We start from the raw sequence: 15,906 nt of genomic DNA, 5'->3' as shown, positions 1-15,906 counted from the left end.
CACATTCCTCGTCATTGCTTCGCTACGCTCGCAATGACGAAATGCGCAGCCCCCTCTCACATCGCCCATTTGAGCCCGCCGCGCCAATGCGCTAGGCACCTCGGGCAATGTCCGACGAATCCCCAACCGATCGCTTCAAGTCCGTCCTCACCGGAGCCTCGCGCGCCATCGCGCAGGAGGCGGAGGTCGAGGTGAACTGGACCGCCGACGCGCCCAGTTCCACCGGCAACACCTTTCGCGTGCCGATGCCCGGCCGCAGCCTGCCGCGCGCCGCCGCGATGCAGGCGCGCGGCTTCGCCGACAGCTTCGCGCTCAAGCTGCGCCACCACGACGACAAGCTGCACATGCGCAATGCCCCGGCCGAGCCGACCGCGCGCGCCGCGTTTGATGCGGTGGAGACGGTGCGCTACGAGGCGCTCGGCGCCAATGCCTACGACGGCATGCGCGACAATCTCGATGCCGCGCTGCTGACGCGCATCACGTCCGATCCGATCAGCCGCGCCGACACGCCGGACGCCGTGCCGGTCCCCGCGGCCCTTGCGCTGCTGCTGCGCGAGCGCCTGACTGGTCAGGAAATCCCCGAGATCGCCCGCCCCGGCGTCGAGATGGTCCGCAAGTGGATCGAGCGCAAGGCGAACGCCGACTTCGACGCGCTGGCGAATTCGCTGCACGACCAGAAGGCGTTCCAGAGCCTGTCGCTCGACATGCTGCAGCACCTCGAACTCACCCGTGCGGAAGAAATCCCGCAGGAACCCACCGACATGGAAGACATGGACGGCGAGGAAGAGACCGAGGAGCAGGAAGAAGGCGGCGAAGAGGGCCAGGACCAGAACCCCGCCGAAATGGCCGCCGAACCCTCGCAGGGCGACGACGAGGGCGAGAGCGAAGCCGAAGGCGAAACCTCCGACGACATGGAGGAGGGCGAAGAGGGCCAGGAAGGCGAGGAGGGCATGCTCCCCGTCCGCCCGAACCGTCCCTGGACCGACATCCCCGACAGCTTCGACTACAAGGAATATACGACCCAGTTCGACGAAATCGTCGGCGCCTCCGATCTCTGCGACGAGGAGGAACTGACCCGCCTGCGCGCCTATCTCGATGCGCAACTCAAGGGCCTGCAGGGCGTGGTCACGCGCCTCGCCAACCGCCTGCAGCGCCGCCTGATGGCGCAGCAGAACCGCTCGTGGGACTTCGATCAGGAAGAGGGGCTGCTTGATGCCGCGCGTCTGGCGCGCGTGGTCGTCTCGCCGGGGCAGTCGCTGTCCTACAAGATCGAGCGCGACGTGGAGTTCAAGGACACCGTCGTCACCCTGCTGCTCGACAATTCCGGCTCGATGCGCGGGCGCCCGATCTCGATCGCGGCGATCAGCGCCGACGTGCTGGCACGCACGCTGGAGCGCTGCGGCGTGAAGGTGGAGATCCTCGGCTTCACCACCCGCGCGTGGAAGGGCGGCCAGAGCCGCGAGAGCTGGCTGGCGAGCGGCAAACCCGCGCACCCCGGCCGCCTCAACGACCTGCGCCACATCGTCTACAAGAAGGCCGACGAGCCCTGGCGCCGCGCCAAGAAGAACCTCGGCCTGATGATGCGCGAGGGGCTTCTCAAGGAGAACATCGACGGCGAGGCGCTGCTCTGGGCGCACAACCGCATGCTGGCGCGTCAGGAGGACCGCCGCATCCTGATGGTCATCTCAGACGGCGCGCCGGTGGACGATTCGACCCTCTCGGTGAACTCGGCGGGCTATCTGGAGGCGCACCTGCGCCGCGTGATCGAATGGATCGAGAGCAAGTCCCCGGTCCAGCTGGTCGCGATCGGCATCGGCCACGACGTGACCCGCTACTACCGCCGCGCGGTGACGATCATGGACGCGGAACAGCTCGGCGGGACGATGATCGAGCAGTTGGCGGGGTTGTTCGAGGAGGAATGAGGCACTGACGGCGGCTTGACTGGCGCGAGCCGCCGCCTATTCGGCAAGCCATGACCGATGCATCCCAGCTGACGCTGTTCAACAGCCTGACCCGCAAGCTCGAAGCTTTCGAGCCCGTCCACCCGGGTGAGGCGCGCGTCTATACCTGCGGGCCGACGGTCTACAACTATCCGCACATCGGCAACATGCGCGCCTATGTCTTCGCCGACATTCTGGGTCGGACGCTGAGCCACAAGGGCTATAAGCTCACCCACGTCATCAACATCACCGACGTCGGCCACCTGACCGACGACGCCGATGCGGGCGAGGACAAGATGGAGAAGATGGCGCGCGTGGCTGCGCAGTCCATCTGGGATATCGCCGAGCATTACACGCAGGCGTACTGGGCGGACATCAAGGCGCTGGGCATCCGCCAGCCCGCGAAGTGGTCGATCGCCACCGACTATGTGCCGCAGATGATCGCATTCGCCGAGAAGATCGCTCCAACGCATTGCTATGAATTGGAAAGTGGCCTCTACTTCGACGTCTCCACCGTCGCCGATTACGGCCGCCTTGCGCGCTCCGTGACCGAAGAGGGCGAGGGGCGCATCGAGGCGGTGGATGGCAAGCGCAATGCCGCCGATTTCGCGATCTGGCGAAAGACCCCGGCGGGCGAGAAGCGGCAGATGGAGTGGGATTCGCCCTGGGGCAAGGGCGCGCCGGGGTGGCATCTGGAATGCTCGGTGATGAGCGGCGACCTGCTCGGCTTCCCGTTCGACATCCACACCGGCGGCATCGACCACCGCGAAATCCACCACCCCAACGAGATCGCCCAGAACCAGGCATTCTGCTGCACCAATGGGCTAGACGTGCCTGCCAATTCGGGCGCGCGGGTGTGGATGCACAACAACTTCCTCGTCGAGCGTTCCGGCAAGATGAGCAAGTCCTCGGGCGAGTTCCTGCGGCTGCAACTGCTGATCGACAAGGGCTACCACCCGCTCGGCTACCGCATGATGTGCCTGCAGGCGCATTACCGCAGCGAGCTGGAATTTTCGTGGGAAGGTCTCGCCGCCGCGCTGGTGCGCCTCAAGCGCATGATCATCGTCGCCGAACGGCTGGCCGACGTCGAGGCGGGCGAGGCCGCTCATCCCAAGCTCGCGCCGATGCTCGAAACGTTCGAGAAGGCGATCGGCGAGGATCTCAACACCGCCGTCGCGCTCACCGCGCTGGAAGACGTGCTGGCCGCCAAGAAGGTCGATCCCGCCGCCAAGCGCGCCGTCGTCGAGAAGATGGACGCGGTGCTCGGCCTCGACCTGTTCGGCACCTCGCGCGCGGACCTGCGCCTGCGCCCGAAGACCGCCGCGATCTCCGAGGCGGAGATCGAGGACGTTCTGGCCGCCCGCAAGCAGGCGCGCGCCGACAAGGATTTCGCCACCTCCGACGCTTTGCGCGACGGGCTGGCGGCCAAGGGTGTAGAGGCGATGGACGGCGACCCGCTCGGCTGGGAATGGAAGCTGGGCTGAGCCTCAGCGTTTCGGCACCACCACCAGCTTGTAGGGCATGTAGAGCAGCACCTCGGACAATCCCGCGCGCGCCCATTCGACCGGGCGGCTGAGGCCTTCGATCTCGACACCGTAGTCCGGCCCGACCCGCGCGGCCATCTCGCGTGCGTCGCTGGCGATCGCATCGGCCACCGCGCCGCGATACTGGTCCGGCGCGACGACCGAGAGCGTCAGGTCGCCGGTCTCGTTCATCAGCGCGCGCCCGACCGGCTTCACCGATTTCACGAATGCGGTGATCGCGGTCTGCGCGGCCTGGGCGTCGGTGCCGCCGGTCAGCGCGACTTTGGCGAGGAACGCGGTACGCTGGCTGTCCGGCCTTCCGTCGCCCGAAAGCGTGAGTTCGCGGTAGTTCGCCAGCGTCAGCGGCTGCAGCGTACGCTCGCCATAGGCCAGTTGCACGCCCGATCGCGGCGCGGCGGCGATGGCGCTGCGGATCATGTCGTAGATTTCGGCCTCGCGCTGGGCCTTGTCGCGGGTATCGCCCGAGACCGCGACTTCCACGACCGCGAAGTCGGCTTTGCGGCGCAGGCCCACGGCGGGTCTGTCGGCGCTGTAGTCGTCGGCCTCGCGGCGCATGGCGGTGACGATGACCTCGCCGAGGCCTTCATCCTGTGCAACCGCTTCGGTTCCCGTACCCAGCATCGCCAAAACGGCAATTATCGATGCGAATCCTGCTCTTGTCATGCCCACCCTCCCTGTCAGAACCATGTCCGATCTATTTCTTGCCGAAATCCGGAGCCCGTCAATGACCGTCGCCCTCATCAACGCCAATTCGCGCCCGTGGCTTGAAGGCAAGCTGCCAGGTGGCGTCGAGCCGCTGTGGTTCGAGGACACGGACCAGCTGATGGCGCTGGCGCCGCGCGCCGAAGTGGCCTGGCTCGACATGATCGCGCAGCCTGTCGCGCGCGAGGCGGTCGCGCTGATGACCGGGCTCAGGTGGTACTGCGCGATGTCGTCGGGCGTGGACTGGCTGCCGCTGAACCTGCTTCGCGAGCGAGGCGCGGTGCTGACCAACGGTGCGGGCATCCATGCGCAGACCGTCTCCGAATTCGCGGTGATGGGCATGCTGACGATGGCGAAGGGCTGGCGCGAGGTCGTGCGCGCGCAGGACCGGCATGAGTGGCTGACGCAGCCGCCCGGCACCCGCGAATTGCTGGACAGCGAAGTGCTGGTGATCGGCGCGGGCGAGATCGGCGGGCGGATCGCCGAGATGCTGCGGGTGTTCGGGGCCAAGGTGACCTCTGCGCGCCGCCGTCCGCAGGCGGGCGAACTGGGCGAGGGGGAGTGGCAGGCGGCGCTCGGCCGGTTCGACTGGGTGATCCTGATCGTCCCCTCGACGCCGCAGACCACCGGGATGTTCGGGGCGGAGCAGTTCGCGGCGATGAAGCCCGGCGCCACGCTGCTCAACTTCGCGCGGGGATCGGTGATCGATCAGGATGCGCTGCTGGCGGCGATCGATTCGGGGCATCTGGGCGGCGCGTTCCTCGACGTGACGACGCCTGAGCCGTTGCCCTCCGACCATCCGCTGTGGTCGCGCGGGAACGTGCATATCTCCATGCATCTGTCCGGCCGCGCGCAGGATGCGCTGTTCGCGCGCGGCTCGGCGCGGTTCCTCGACAACCTCGGGCGTTATGTGCGCGGGGAAACGCTGGCGCATCGGGTGGACCTGTCGGCCGGCTACTAGGCTGCGTCTCTGCGCGAACCATTTTCTTTCCCGAACCCGTCATCCCGGCGCATGCCGGGACCGTGGGCCGTCTTTAGAAGCGACCTCACGCCGGGGCGCCCCGGCGAAACCTATCGCCTCAAGATTGGCCCGCGGTCCCGGCATGCGCCGGGATGACGATGGTTGGCTGCATCCGTGCCGTAGCCTTGCTTGGCCGCGCCTGATATTTTCTTCCGCGCGGCTGGCAAATTCATCAGGGACGGCTCCGCGCCAAATCGCGTATCAGCCTCCATCAAGACGGCCGGACACCAGGGACCGGCGCAGGAAGAGGGAAAAGCGGATCATGGCCGAGAGCGACAAGCGCAAGGCGTCGGACCTGTTCATCGAATGTCTGGAGCAGGAAGGCGTCGAATATATCTTCGGCGTGCCCGGCGAGGAGAACCTCGATTTCCTCGATTCGCTCTCGCGCTCCAAGCAGATCAGGCTGATCCTGACGCGGCACGAGCAGGGCGCGGGCTTCATGGCGGCGACATATGGGCGCCACACCGGCAAGGCGGGCGTGTGCCTCTCGACGCTGGGGCCGGGCGCGACCAACTTCGTCACCGCTGCCGCCTATGCGACGCTGGGCGGCATGCCGATGCTGATGATCACCGGCCAGAAGCCGATCAAGAAGTCGAAGCAGGGTCGCTTCCAGATCCTCGACGTCGTCTCGATGATGCAGCCGATCACCAAGTATGCGCACCAGATGGCGTCCTCGGACAACATCCCCAGCCGCGTGCGCGAGGCGTTCCGTATCGCCGAGGAGGAGAAGCCCGGCGCCACCCACATCGAACTGCCCGAGGACATCGCCGACGAGCACACCGATTCGCGCCCCGTCCCGCGCTCGATCGTGCGGCGGCCTTCGGCGGACGTGAAGTCGATCGTCCAGGCGGTGGACGCGCTGCAGACCGCCAAGCGTCCCGTTCTCGTGATCGGCGCAGGCGCCAACCGCAAGATGACCAGCAAGATGCTGGGCGAATTCGTCGAGAAGACCGGCATTCCGTTCCTCACCACGCAGCTCGGCAAGGGCGTGATCGACGAGCGTCATCCCAAGTTCCTGGGCTGCGCCGCGCTGTCCTCGGGCGACTTCGTGCACCGCGCGATCGAGGACGCCGACTGCATCGTCAACATCGGCCACGACGTGATCGAGAAGCCGCCGTTCTTCATGCACAACGACGGCACCCGCGATGACCGCACGGTCATCCACATCTCCACCAAGACGGCGGAGGTGGACCCGGTCTACTTCCCGCATATCGAGGTGATCGGCGATATCGCCAACGCCATGTGGCAGATCAAGGAGGCGATCACGCCGTCGCCCAAGTGGAACTTCGATGCGATGCTGCGCTTCCGCGCCGCAGAGCTGGAGCATACCGCGAAGCTGGCGGCGGACGAGCGCTTCCCGATCTTCCCGCCCCATGCGGTGCAGCAGGTGCGCGATGCGCTGCCTGACGATGCGATCGTCTGCCTCGACAACGGCGTCTACAAGCTGTGGTTCGCGCGCGGCTACTGCGCGACGAAGCCCAATACCGTGCTGCTCGACAACGCACTGGCGACGATGGGCGCGGGCCTTCCCTCGGCGATGGCGAGCGCGATGGTCTATCCGGACCGCAAGGTGCTGGCGGTCTGCGGGGACGGTGGGTTCATGATGAACAGCCAGGAGATGGAGACGGCGGTTCGCCTCGGCCTCAACCTGACGGTGCTGATCCTGAACGACAACGCCTATGGCATGATCCGCTGGAAGCAGGCCAACATGGGCTTTGCGGACTTCGGCTTGAACTACGGCAACCCGGACTTCGTGCAGTACGCGCAGAGCTACGGCGCCAATGGCTATCGGGTGGAGAGCGCGGCGCACCTCAAGGAACTGCTGGCGCATTGCCGCGATACGCCGGGTGTTCACCTGATCGATTGCCCGGTCGACTATTCGGAGAACGACCGCATCCTCAACACCGAGATCAAGGAACTGTCGCGGGCGCTGTAAGGGCGCACGCGGCGGGAAGGCCCACTTCGCCATCACGACCGAAACGAAGCAACCCAAGGCAGCTCGGCGCTGCCCTGGGTTGCTTCGTTTCGGTCGTGATGATGCGGGAAGGGTGGCTCAGCAGTCCTCGAGCACCAGCAGTTCCACTTCCACCGTCAAGCGCGGGGGCGATTGCCGGTGTTCCACTCCGGCGACGACGGCGTCTGCGACGAGATGGCGCGGCACGGTGAATTCATGATCGGGCAGCGCGGCGATCAGCGCTTCGCCCCGCGCGACCCCGTCCAGGCCTTCGAAGGCCAGCACGATCGTGTGCCGCGCGCCGGAGAAGGTGGCGCTGGCCCAGTTGCGCTCGGAATGCCTCAGGAACTCGGCGGAGGGGCCGGCGAGGGCCAGCACCTCGGACAGCAGCCGTAACCAGGGGCCGCGCGCGGGGCGGCGGGCGGTCAGCGCGGGCGGCAGCGGCATGGCGCGTACGAGTTCAGACTGCATGGCGGTTCTCCCCGGTGCCGGTAAGGTAAGTGTTCATGAACTGCTCGACTCGCGCGGCGGTCTCGTCGCGCGGGACGCGGCCGTTGCGCAGGTCCGCCACGAAACGGGGATCCTGGGCGGCGAGGCGGCCGAACTTGGTCCACGGCATCTGGGTCTGGCGTAGGAAGCGCTCGATCTGGCGCAGGAGCATCCGGTCTGGTCCTTTCCTGTACGATTCTGCTTGATGTTTCCTTTTTGTTCCGTTCTAAATCCTACATGTCTAGGAAATTTCCTACGGATATGGATTACAAAATGGTAAGCGATCCGACCCGGTTGAGGCTGCTGGAACTGGCCGCGGCACGGCGCGTCAGCCTGGCCAGGCTGTCCTCGATGCTCGGCAAGAACTCCAGCTATCTGCAGCAGTTCATCCGCAAGGGGAGCCCGCGCAAGCTGGAGGAGCAGGACCGCGGAATGCTCGCGCGCTTCTTCGGCGTGGACGAGGCGGAGCTGGGGGCGTCGAAGGAAAATTCCTATGATGCGCATCCTCCCGCCATGGCGGAGCGATCGCGCCGGCGCAGCTGGATCGACGTGCCGCGCCTCGCGGTGGGCGCCTCGGCCGGGCCGGGCGCCATGGCGGACGGGGAGCAGGCGTTCGACACGATCTGCTTCTCCGGCCGCTGGCTGCGCTCGATGGGCCTGCAGCCGGAGCATCTCTCGACGATCGTGGTGAGCGGCGATTCGATGGAGCCGAGCCTGCGCGACGGCGACGAAATCCTCGTCGATCGCACCCTCCGGGCGTTGCGCGACGGCATCCATGTCGTCAGGCTGGGGGAGAGCCTGCTGGTCAAGCGGCTCGATGTCTCGCGGCCGGGGATCGTCGTGCTCATCAGCGACAATCCGGCCTATCCTCCCGTCGAATGCGCGGCGCAGGACATGGCGGTGGTCGGCCGTGTGGTCTGGAAGGGTGGGCGCATCTAGGTTTTGCCGAAGCGGCGCTGGCCCGGTTGCATTCGCGCGGCGTAGCGGCCATTTCCCGGTGCATGACGCAAGGCACAGAACAACCGATGCGCGTGGGGATCATCCCCGTGACGCCGCTCCAGCAGAACTGCTCGCTGATCTGGTGTACCGCCACCATGAAGGGCGCGCTGGTCGATCCGGGCGGTGACCTGCCCAAGCTTCGCCAGGCGCTGGAAAAGACCGGCGTGCAACTGGAAAAGATCCTCGTCACTCACGGCCACCTCGACCATTGTGGGCAGGCCGGGGTGCTGGCGAAGGAACTCGGCGTGCCGATCGAGGGGCCGCACGAGGAAGACCGGTTCTGGATCGCCCAGCTCAGCGACGACGGCCCGCGCTGGAACATGGAGGCGCATACCTTCGAGCCCGACCGCTGGCTCGAGGATGGCGACACGGTCACCGTCGGCGAACTGGAGCTGGATGTCGTCCACTGCCCCGGCCACACGCCGGGCCACGTCATCTTCCATCATGCGCCGAGCAAGTTCGCGATGGTCGGCGACGTGCTGTTCCAGAACGGCATCGGCCGCTGGGACTTCCCGCGCGGCAATCTCGACGATCTGCTGCACTCGATCACCCGGAAGCTCTGGCCGCTGGGCGACGAGGTCACGTTCGTGCCGGGGCACGGGCCGGTGAGCACGTTCGGGCAGGAGCGCCGGACGAATCCCTACGTCAGTGACGAGGCAATCCGCCGCGGGCTGCCGGTCTAGCAGTCTGACTTAATGCCGGTGCAGCACTGGAAATGCCCCGCTGGGGCATTTCCAGACAGCCTCCTAGAATCGTCCTGCCGCGATCAGGGCGGCAACCGCCGCCAGTCCCAGCAATGTCAGCACGGTGACGATGAAGCCGATGGCGCGCAGGGGCGACTTGTCGGGCTTGTCCATGCCGAAGGCGTGGGCGATGCGCGCCAGCAAGTAGACGGCGCCGACATAGGCCAGCCAGGGTCCCGCCTTGCCCGACAATTCGATGGCCGCGACCAGGACCAGTACGAAAGGCGTGTTCTCTACGTAGTTGGCCTGGGCGCGCATCCGGCGCAGCAGCAGCGGGTTCTCGCCGTCGCCGTGCCATACCTTTGCGGCGAAGCGCACCTTGCCCGCGCGCAGGGCGAGCCAGAAGGCGAGCACTGCCGCTGCGGCGGCAAGGCTCAGGGTCGTCTGCAGAATCATGAATGGCTACTCCCGGTGGAAACCGCGTCATGGTCGAGGGAGTAACGGGTTGCAACTCGCGTGAAATCGGTTATAGGCGCGCCTTCGCAAGCCGCCGTGTCCTCAGACGGTCACCGGCGGCCTTTTTGACAGAAACGTATTTGCAGGAACAGGTGCCGAAATGGCTGTCCCTAAAAGAAAGACCTCCCCCTCCCGCCGGGGCATGCGCCGCAGCCATGACGCGCTGAAGGTTGAAGCATTCCATGAATGCGGCAACTGCGGCGAGCTGAAGCGCCCGCACAACCTGTGCAATGCATGCGGCCACTACAATGGTCGTGAAATCGTCGCGGTCGAAGCCTAAGGCTTAGATCGCAAGACGAATTTCGGAGAGAGCCCCATGAGTTTGCCGCGTATCGCTATCGATGCGATGGGCGGCGACGAGGGCGTGCGCGTCATGATCGAAGGCGCCGCGCTTGCGCGCCGTCGCCATGACCGTTTCAAGTTCCTGCTCGTGGGTGACGAGGTGCGGATCAAGGCCGCGCTCGAGAATCACCCGAATCTGCGGGCAAGCTCCGAAATCCTGCATACCGACGGTGTCATCACCGGCGAGGACAAGCCCAGCCAGGCCCTGCGCCGGGCCAAGGGCACGTCCATGGGGCGCGCGATCGAGGCGGTGAAGCTCGGCCATGCCGGGGCGGCCGTCAGCGGCGGCAATACCGGCGCGCTGATGGCGATCGCCAAGCTTTCGCTGCGCACGATGCCCGGCATCGATCGTCCTGCACTGGCCGCGCTGCTGCCGACGCTGGGCGACAACGACGTCATCATGCTCGACCTCGGCGCCAATACCGAGTGCGACAGCCGCAACCTGGTCCAGTTCGCGATCATGGGGGCGGCGTATGCGCGCGTGGCCACCGGCCGCGACGAACCGCGCGTGCGGCTGCTCAACATCGGCACCGAGGAAACCAAGGGCACCGAGGAACTCCGCGATGCCGCCGCGGTCCTCAAGAGCGCGGCCGAAAACCTCGCGATGTCCTTCGACGGCTTCACTGAGGCGGACAAGATCTGCCGCGGCGACGTCGATGTGGTGGTGACCGACGGGTTCACCGGCAATGTCGCCCTCAAGGCAGTGGAAGGCACGGCGCGTTTTGTCGCCGACCTGCTGCGCCGGGGCTTCACCAGTTCGCTGCGCTCGAAGATCGGCTTTCTCATCTCGAAGCCGGCGACCGACCTGCTCAAGCATCATCTCGATCCCAACAATCACAATGGCGCGGTCTTCCTGGGCCTCAACGGCATTGTCGTGAAGAGCCACGGCAGCGCCAATGCTGCGGGCGTGGCCAATGCCGTGGCGGTCACCGCCCGGCTTCTGGAGGAAAACGTGACCGAGCGCATCTCTGCCGACCTAGCCCGCCTGGGAGGGTCGACCTGGCGCATGCCCCGCGGTTCCGCCGGCGGCGTGAGCGGCGTCGAGGAAGAGCGCGCCTGATGATTCGTTCGGTCCTGATCGGCACCGGTTCGGCCCTGCCGCGCACCGCTGTCAGCAACGCCGAACTGGCCAGCCGGGTCGATACCAGCGACGAGTGGATCGTCGAGCGCACCGGTATTTCCAACCGCCACATCGCGCAGGAGGACGAAACCACCTCCAGCCTTGCCACCGACGCGGCCCGCAAGGCGATCGCGGCGGCGGGGATCGAGGCGGCCTCGATCGATCTCATCGTCCTGGCGACCGCGACTCCGGACCAGACCTTCCCCGCCACCGCGACGATCGTGCAGCATAGCCTGGGCTGCCGTCCCGGCGGTATCGCCTTCGACGTGGCGGCGGTCTGCTCGGGCTTCCTCTATGCGGTCGGCGTCGCCGATTCGATGCTGCGCACCGGCATGGCGAAGCGCGCGCTGGTGATCGGCGCGGAAACCTTCAGCCGCATCCTCGACTGGGAGGACCGCACGACTTGCGTGCTGTTCGGCGACGGTGCCGGCGCGGTCGTGCTGGAGGCGCAGGAACAGGAGGGGGAAACCCACCGGGGAATCCTCGCCACCCGCCTTCACGCCGATGGCGCGCACAACCAGCTGCTGTTCGTCGATGGCGGTCCCTCGACCACCGGAACCGTCGGCAAGCTGCGCATGAAGGGCCGCGAGGTGTTCCGCCACGCTGTCGTCAATCTTGCCGAAGTCTTGCGCGAAGTCGTTGAAGAGGCAGGCATTTCCACCCAGGATATCGACTGGCTGGTGCCGCATCAGGCGAATGCGCGAATCCTTGACGCCACTGCGCGCAAGCTCAACCTGCCGCCCGAAAAGGTGGTGATGACGGTGGGCCAGCACGCCAATACCTCGGCCGCATCGGTGCCGCTGGCGCTCGACCAAGCGGTGCGCGACGGGCGAATCAAGCAGGGCGATCTGGTCATGCTGGAGGCCATGGGCGGCGGATTCACCTGGGGCGCGAGCCTCATTCGGGTCTGATCCACTCCATATCGACGGACGTTGCGTTCAATATTGGACGCACCGTTGCTTTCTTCTCTGATTCTAATATTATCCGGGCAATCGGCGCACTATGGGGATGCGGGCTTGATGCGCTCAACGGATACTTTGACCAGGGCTGAGATTGCCGAAGCCATTCATCGCAAGCTGGGCATATCTCGTGCCGAGTCGCTTGCCATGGTGGAAGCGATCCTGCAGCAGATGTGCTCGGCGCTCAGCCATGGCGAGAACGTCAAGATCTCGGGTTTCGGCACTTTCCTGCTGCGCGACAAGGGCGAGCGGGTGGGACGCAATCCCAAGACCGGCGTAGAAGTGCCGATTACGCCCCGGCGCGTGATGACCTTCCGCGCAAGCCAGATGCTGAAGGATCGTATCGCCCAGGATTGACGGGAAAATCCCGTCCGGAAAGGCAGGTATGAACGATTCGGTTTCCCTCGCGCCCGAGACGGCGTCGCTGTTCGATGCGACTCGGAGCGATGCCCCGGTTTTCGATGACGGCAAGGATCCGCTGGCATTGCGGACCATCGGCGAAGTGGCGAAGGCGCTTGGCCTGCGCCCGCATGTGCTGCGCTACTGGGAGGAGCAGTTCGCTGCCCTGCAGCCGGTCAAGCGGAGCGGGAATCGTCGCTACTACCGCCCGGAGGATATCGCGCTCATCGCCGAGATCGACCGTCTGGTCCATCGCGAGGGCTATACCCTGCGCGGCGCGGCCAAGGCGATCGAGGACAAGTTGTCCGGCTCGATCGAAAGTAATGAAGCCGCCGCGCCGAAGCATCGGGACGAGCGGGAATCGGATGATTTCTTCCGGCGACTTACTGGCATTCGCAACCAACTTGCCGAAGCGCTCGTCCGGGCCTGACCATGCGGCCCGATCAGGGGTGGCGCAGCATTTCGAGCACCTGATCGACCAGCCAGTCCTGCGCCGCAGGTTCGACGTAGCTGTGGCTGGCATCGGGGCAGGTGCGGATGCGCGTGTCGCCGGCGGTCCAGCGGGCGGTGAAGGCGAGGCCGGTGCGGTCGCGTCCGGCGACGAGGAAGCACACCGGTCCGGCGAAGTCGCGGATGCCTTGCGCCATTTGCACGGGCAAGCCCTCAGGCGCGGGAGGGGCGGGGCGCAGCGCGGCGAACAGGCTGCGCGCCAGCCCCGGCAGCGAGACCTGTCCCGTCAGCAGCCGCCGGATCGCGGCCGGATCGGCAAGGCGGCGGCGGTAGTGATCGCGCACGACTTCCGCGGGCATGTCTTCGCCGGCATCGTCCTCGATGGTCCAGGGGTTGGACAGGATCAGCCCGTCGAGCCCCGCGCCGCGTGCCAGCATCAGGGCGCTGGCGGCGTCGCAGTTGCCTAGGCCGATCACGCGGCGGACTTGCGGGCATTGGGCCAGCAAGGCGCCGCGCGCGGCGGCGATGTCGGCGGCGCTGGAGCGGAAGCCGCGATTCTCTCCTTCGCTGTCGCCGATCCCCCGGCGATCGAAGCGCAGCACCGGGAAGCCCCGCGCCGCGATCCGCGCGGCGAAGCGGGCCTGGCCGTTCCACGCACCCGCGCGCACTTCGTTGCCGCCGGAAACCAGCAGCAGCGCGGTCCGTTCCGGTCCCGGATCGAGCGTGCCGACCAGGCGCTGCCCTTCGCAAGGGAAGTTCAGGTGCAGGCGGCTCATGCGCCGATGATCCCGGCGACGAGAGCGGCCAGCGCATCGGCCTGGGCGGGGTTTTCGTCCGGTTCGGCGCGCAGCCACAGGCCGCTGCCGCCGATCTGGTTCTGCGCGATCACGGTGGCCGCCGCGCCCGGCTCCATCGCTTCGAAGCCGCGGTAGAAATCGGCGCCGAGCGGGTAGCCCGCGAGGGTCAAGCCCCCGGCCAGCGCCTGCGCAGCCAGCGCTTCGCGGGTCTCGTCGATGCCGGCTTCGCGGGAGGAGAGGATGCGCGCGCGCAGCATCTGGCGCAGGATCGCGGCGGCCTTGACCGGGGCGTAGTGGAAGGCAGGCAGCGCGGCGGGCGTGAACAGGCAGCCGCCGCGCAAGGCCAGCGTGGCGGCCGCGCCGAAGTGGCGGGCGGCCGCCGCCATCGCCTCGCGCCATTCACCGGGATGCCGGTTTTCGAGCGGCAGTAGGCTCTCGTTGCAGCCGGGCAGGTCGGGGAGTAGCGAATCGATGCCTGCCGCGTCGAGGCGGCGCATGACCTCCACGGTGAAGCGCCGCAGCTTGTTGCCTTCGTCGAACAGCGCGGGGACGACGAGCAGCCGCCGGGCCCGGCCTCTGTCGCAGGCCAGCGCGAATTCGGAGCTGGTGCCGCCGTCTGCAAGCGGGCAGGGCCAGCTCGCGACTTCCATCAGGCGCCGCGCTTGGCCTCGACGAACGCGAGCAGGCCGCCGTAGCTCTCCAGCATCTCGCCTTCGATCTCGTCGTCCTCGATGATGATGTCGAGGCGGTCTTCCAGTTCGGTCAGGAGCCCGGCGACGGCCATCGAATCCAGTTCGGGCAAGTGTCCGAACAGGCCGGTATCGGCATCGAATTCATCGGCCTGACCCGGCTTGAGCCCCAGCACATCGGTCAGGATGCGGCGCAGCAGCAGGTCGGTTTGGTCTGACATGGCCCCTCGGCGTTCTTTCGTTCTCGACCGGCCCTCTAGCCGCGCTTCGCACTTGCGGCAAGGGAGCGCAGCGCGATGCGGGCGAGGGGCGGCCAGTTGCGCGGCGCCATCGGCCTGAACATGTCGAGCCGCCAGCGCGGGCGATGCGCTTCCATCCAGTCGCGCTTGTAGGGATCGTCGCCGGTGCCGAAGTCGACGAGATCGACGCGGTCGATGTCGATGACGTGGCTCATCAGCGCGGCGGTCAGCACCGAGCCTGGGGAGAGCGGCCTGGCCGATTCGCGGTGGGCGAGCTTGTGGATGAAGGCGGCGGCGCCCTCCACCGTCCACATCTGCGCGGCGATGGCGGGGCCGTCCGGATCGTCGGCCGCATGCGCGAGCGCGAGGCGCAGGCGGCCGGCGGCGCCTTCCTGCCGGGCGAAATCGCGCAGGAACGCCGGCGAGCCTTCCTCCGGCTTCCAGCTCTCGGCGTAGATCGCCTCGTACTGGTCCCAAGCGGCGGGGTCGAAAGCGGTGAGGATACGGGTCGTCACTTTGCCCGACTTGCGCTTGAGCGTGGTGCGCAAGGGGCCGGGACGGGAGGCGAGGTAGGCGGCATAATCGCGTCCGGAGACGGGCAGCACGCGGTTGGTGTCGCAAGGCTCGGCGCGGACCAGCCAGCCGGCGGCCGCGAAGGCGGAGCGCAGCGCGGCGGCGCTGCCGTCCTCGTCGGGGACGCCATGGAGCGTGATGCGGTGCGCGCGGCGGGCCAGATCGCGCGCGAGCGCGGCCAGCGGAGCGTCGCCGGAAAGGATCGGGCGGAAGCGGAAGGTGTACCAGTTCGCCAGCGCGCTCAGGTGCCCCGAGGTGCCCGCCAGCGGTAGTACCGCGATGTCGTCATCCGAGCGGGCGACGGCGAGCAGCGGCGCCAGCGTGCAGTGCTCCGCCAGCCCCTGCCACCACGCCAGCCGATCGAACGGCGCGTGCTGCTGCGCACTGGAGAGCAGCGCGGCAAGCCGTTCATCCGATTGCACTTCCTTAAGATCGGAGTGATAGTCGATCCGCAACCTTGCCACTTACCCCTCGCGGAGCCTTTCCTTCA

The 15,906-nt window shown here is 67.0% G+C and carries 19 protein-coding genes; 11 read left to right on the top strand and 8 right to left on the bottom strand.

The genetic code is table 11. From position 1 onward, the window contains the following. Window positions 1-107 precede the first annotated feature (107 nt). Together cobT and cysS are read left to right on the top strand one after the other, a co-directional pair. The gene (gene cobT, locus V2S85_RS05645) at window positions 108-1,922 is read left to right on the top strand and encodes a cobaltochelatase subunit CobT (RefSeq protein ID WP_330701895.1); all 1,815 of its coding nucleotides are present in this window, start codon (window positions 108-110) and stop codon (window positions 1,920-1,922) included. 50 nt (window positions 1,923-1,972) lie between these two features. After that, a complete protein-coding gene (cysS, locus tag V2S85_RS05640) occupies window positions 1,973-3,424 on the top strand; it encodes a cysteine--tRNA ligase (protein ID WP_330701894.1) in 1,452 nt (483 codons plus the stop codon). A gap of 3 nt (window positions 3,425-3,427) precedes the next feature. Here cysS and V2S85_RS05635 read toward each other — a convergent pair whose 3' ends face one another. Next, a complete protein-coding gene (locus V2S85_RS05635) occupies window positions 3,428-4,147 on the bottom strand; it encodes a TonB-dependent receptor (RefSeq protein ID WP_330701893.1) in 720 nt (239 codons plus the stop codon). 61 nt (window positions 4,148-4,208) lie between these two features. On the opposite strand from V2S85_RS05635, the gene V2S85_RS05630 reads away from it, so the two are divergent. Continuing rightward, on the top strand, window positions 4,209-5,147 hold the full coding sequence (locus V2S85_RS05630) for a D-2-hydroxyacid dehydrogenase (RefSeq protein WP_330701892.1): 939 nt from the start codon (window positions 4,209-4,211) through the stop codon (window positions 5,145-5,147). 322 nt (window positions 5,148-5,469) lie between these two features. Next, window positions 5,470-7,143 (top strand): acetolactate synthase large subunit, encoded by a 1,674-nt coding sequence (locus tag V2S85_RS05625; RefSeq protein ID WP_330701891.1) that lies wholly within the window; start codon window positions 5,470-5,472, stop codon window positions 7,141-7,143. Between the two features lie 117 nt (window positions 7,144-7,260). On the opposite strand, the gene V2S85_RS05620 is transcribed toward V2S85_RS05625, so the two are convergent. Next, the gene (locus V2S85_RS05620) at window positions 7,261-7,632 is read right to left on the bottom strand and encodes a hypothetical protein (RefSeq protein ID WP_330701890.1); all 372 of its coding nucleotides are present in this window, start codon (window positions 7,630-7,632) and stop codon (window positions 7,261-7,263) included. Then, window positions 7,622-7,822, bottom strand: coding sequence for a hypothetical protein (locus V2S85_RS05615; RefSeq protein ID WP_330701889.1), 201 nt, complete (start codon window positions 7,820-7,822; stop codon window positions 7,622-7,624). Before V2S85_RS05615 ends, V2S85_RS05620 begins: the two co-directional genes overlap by 11 nt. Before the next feature lie 101 nt (window positions 7,823-7,923). Here V2S85_RS05615 and V2S85_RS05610 point away from each other — a divergent pair, with 101 nt between their 5' ends. Further along, window positions 7,924-8,589 carry a S24 family peptidase gene (locus tag V2S85_RS05610; RefSeq protein ID WP_330701888.1) on the top strand — a complete coding sequence of 222 codons (666 nt, stop codon included), beginning with the start codon at window positions 7,924-7,926 and terminating at the stop codon, window positions 8,587-8,589. 86 nt (window positions 8,590-8,675) lie between these two features. Beyond that, window positions 8,676-9,332, top strand: a complete 657-nt coding sequence (locus V2S85_RS05605; protein WP_419198165.1) for an MBL fold metallo-hydrolase — start codon at window positions 8,676-8,678, stop codon at window positions 9,330-9,332. Between the two features lie 63 nt (window positions 9,333-9,395). Here the strand turns inward: V2S85_RS05605 and V2S85_RS05600 are convergent, their stop codons facing one another. Continuing rightward, a complete protein-coding gene (locus V2S85_RS05600) occupies window positions 9,396-9,788 on the bottom strand; it encodes an MAPEG family protein (protein ID WP_330701886.1) in 393 nt (130 codons plus the stop codon). Window positions 9,789-9,948: 160 nt separating this feature from the next. On the opposite strand from V2S85_RS05600, the gene rpmF reads away from it, so the two are divergent. From rpmF to V2S85_RS05575, 5 genes are all read left to right on the top strand, one after another. Next, window positions 9,949-10,128, top strand: a complete 180-nt coding sequence (gene rpmF, locus V2S85_RS05595; protein WP_330701885.1) for a 50S ribosomal protein L32 — start codon at window positions 9,949-9,951, stop codon at window positions 10,126-10,128. A 36-nt stretch (window positions 10,129-10,164) separates the two neighbouring features. Beyond that, on the top strand, window positions 10,165-11,250 hold the full coding sequence (gene plsX / locus V2S85_RS05590; RefSeq protein ID WP_330701884.1) for a phosphate acyltransferase PlsX: 1,086 nt from the start codon (window positions 10,165-10,167) through the stop codon (window positions 11,248-11,250). Next, entirely contained in the window at window positions 11,250-12,221 is a 972-nt protein-coding gene (locus V2S85_RS05585; protein ID WP_330701883.1) for a beta-ketoacyl-ACP synthase III, read from the top strand. Before plsX ends, V2S85_RS05585 begins: the two co-directional genes overlap by 1 nt. A gap of 108 nt (window positions 12,222-12,329) precedes the next feature. Then, complete coding sequence (locus V2S85_RS05580) at window positions 12,330-12,626, top strand: integration host factor subunit alpha (RefSeq protein ID WP_330702054.1); 297 nt, start codon at window positions 12,330-12,332, stop codon at window positions 12,624-12,626. Between the two features lie 28 nt (window positions 12,627-12,654). Then, on the top strand, window positions 12,655-13,098 hold the full coding sequence (locus V2S85_RS05575) for a MerR family transcriptional regulator (protein WP_330701882.1): 444 nt from the start codon (window positions 12,655-12,657) through the stop codon (window positions 13,096-13,098). Window positions 13,099-13,111: 13 nt separating this feature from the next. Here V2S85_RS05575 and V2S85_RS05570 read toward each other — a convergent pair whose 3' ends face one another. Genes V2S85_RS05570 through V2S85_RS05555 form a run of 4 tightly spaced genes read right to left on the bottom strand, consistent with a single transcriptional unit; the run spans window position 13,112 to window position 15,880 of the window. Then, on the bottom strand, window positions 13,112-13,894 hold the full coding sequence (locus V2S85_RS05570) for a hydrolase 1, exosortase A system-associated (RefSeq protein WP_330701881.1): 783 nt from the start codon (window positions 13,892-13,894) through the stop codon (window positions 13,112-13,114). Further along, window positions 13,891-14,565, bottom strand: a complete 675-nt coding sequence (locus V2S85_RS05565) for a hypothetical protein (protein ID WP_330701880.1) — start codon at window positions 14,563-14,565, stop codon at window positions 13,891-13,893. Before V2S85_RS05565 ends, V2S85_RS05570 begins: the two co-directional genes overlap by 4 nt. Next, complete coding sequence (locus V2S85_RS05560) at window positions 14,565-14,825, bottom strand: phosphopantetheine-binding protein (RefSeq protein WP_330701879.1); 261 nt, start codon at window positions 14,823-14,825, stop codon at window positions 14,565-14,567. Before V2S85_RS05560 ends, V2S85_RS05565 begins: the two co-directional genes overlap by 1 nt. A 35-nt stretch (window positions 14,826-14,860) precedes the next feature. After that, window positions 14,861-15,880: a GNAT family N-acetyltransferase gene (locus V2S85_RS05555; RefSeq protein ID WP_330701878.1), complete on the bottom strand. Its 1,020-nt coding sequence runs from the start codon at window positions 15,878-15,880 to the stop codon at window positions 14,861-14,863. Between the last annotated feature and the right edge of the window lie 26 nt (window positions 15,881-15,906).

The organism is Novosphingobium resinovorum, from assembly GCF_036352595.1.
GTDB classification, from domain to species: Bacteria; Pseudomonadota; Alphaproteobacteria; order Sphingomonadales; family Sphingomonadaceae; genus Novosphingobium; species Novosphingobium resinovorum_B.
Note: the sequence above shows the minus strand (reverse complement) of the source record. Positions and strands in the feature narration are given on the sequence as shown.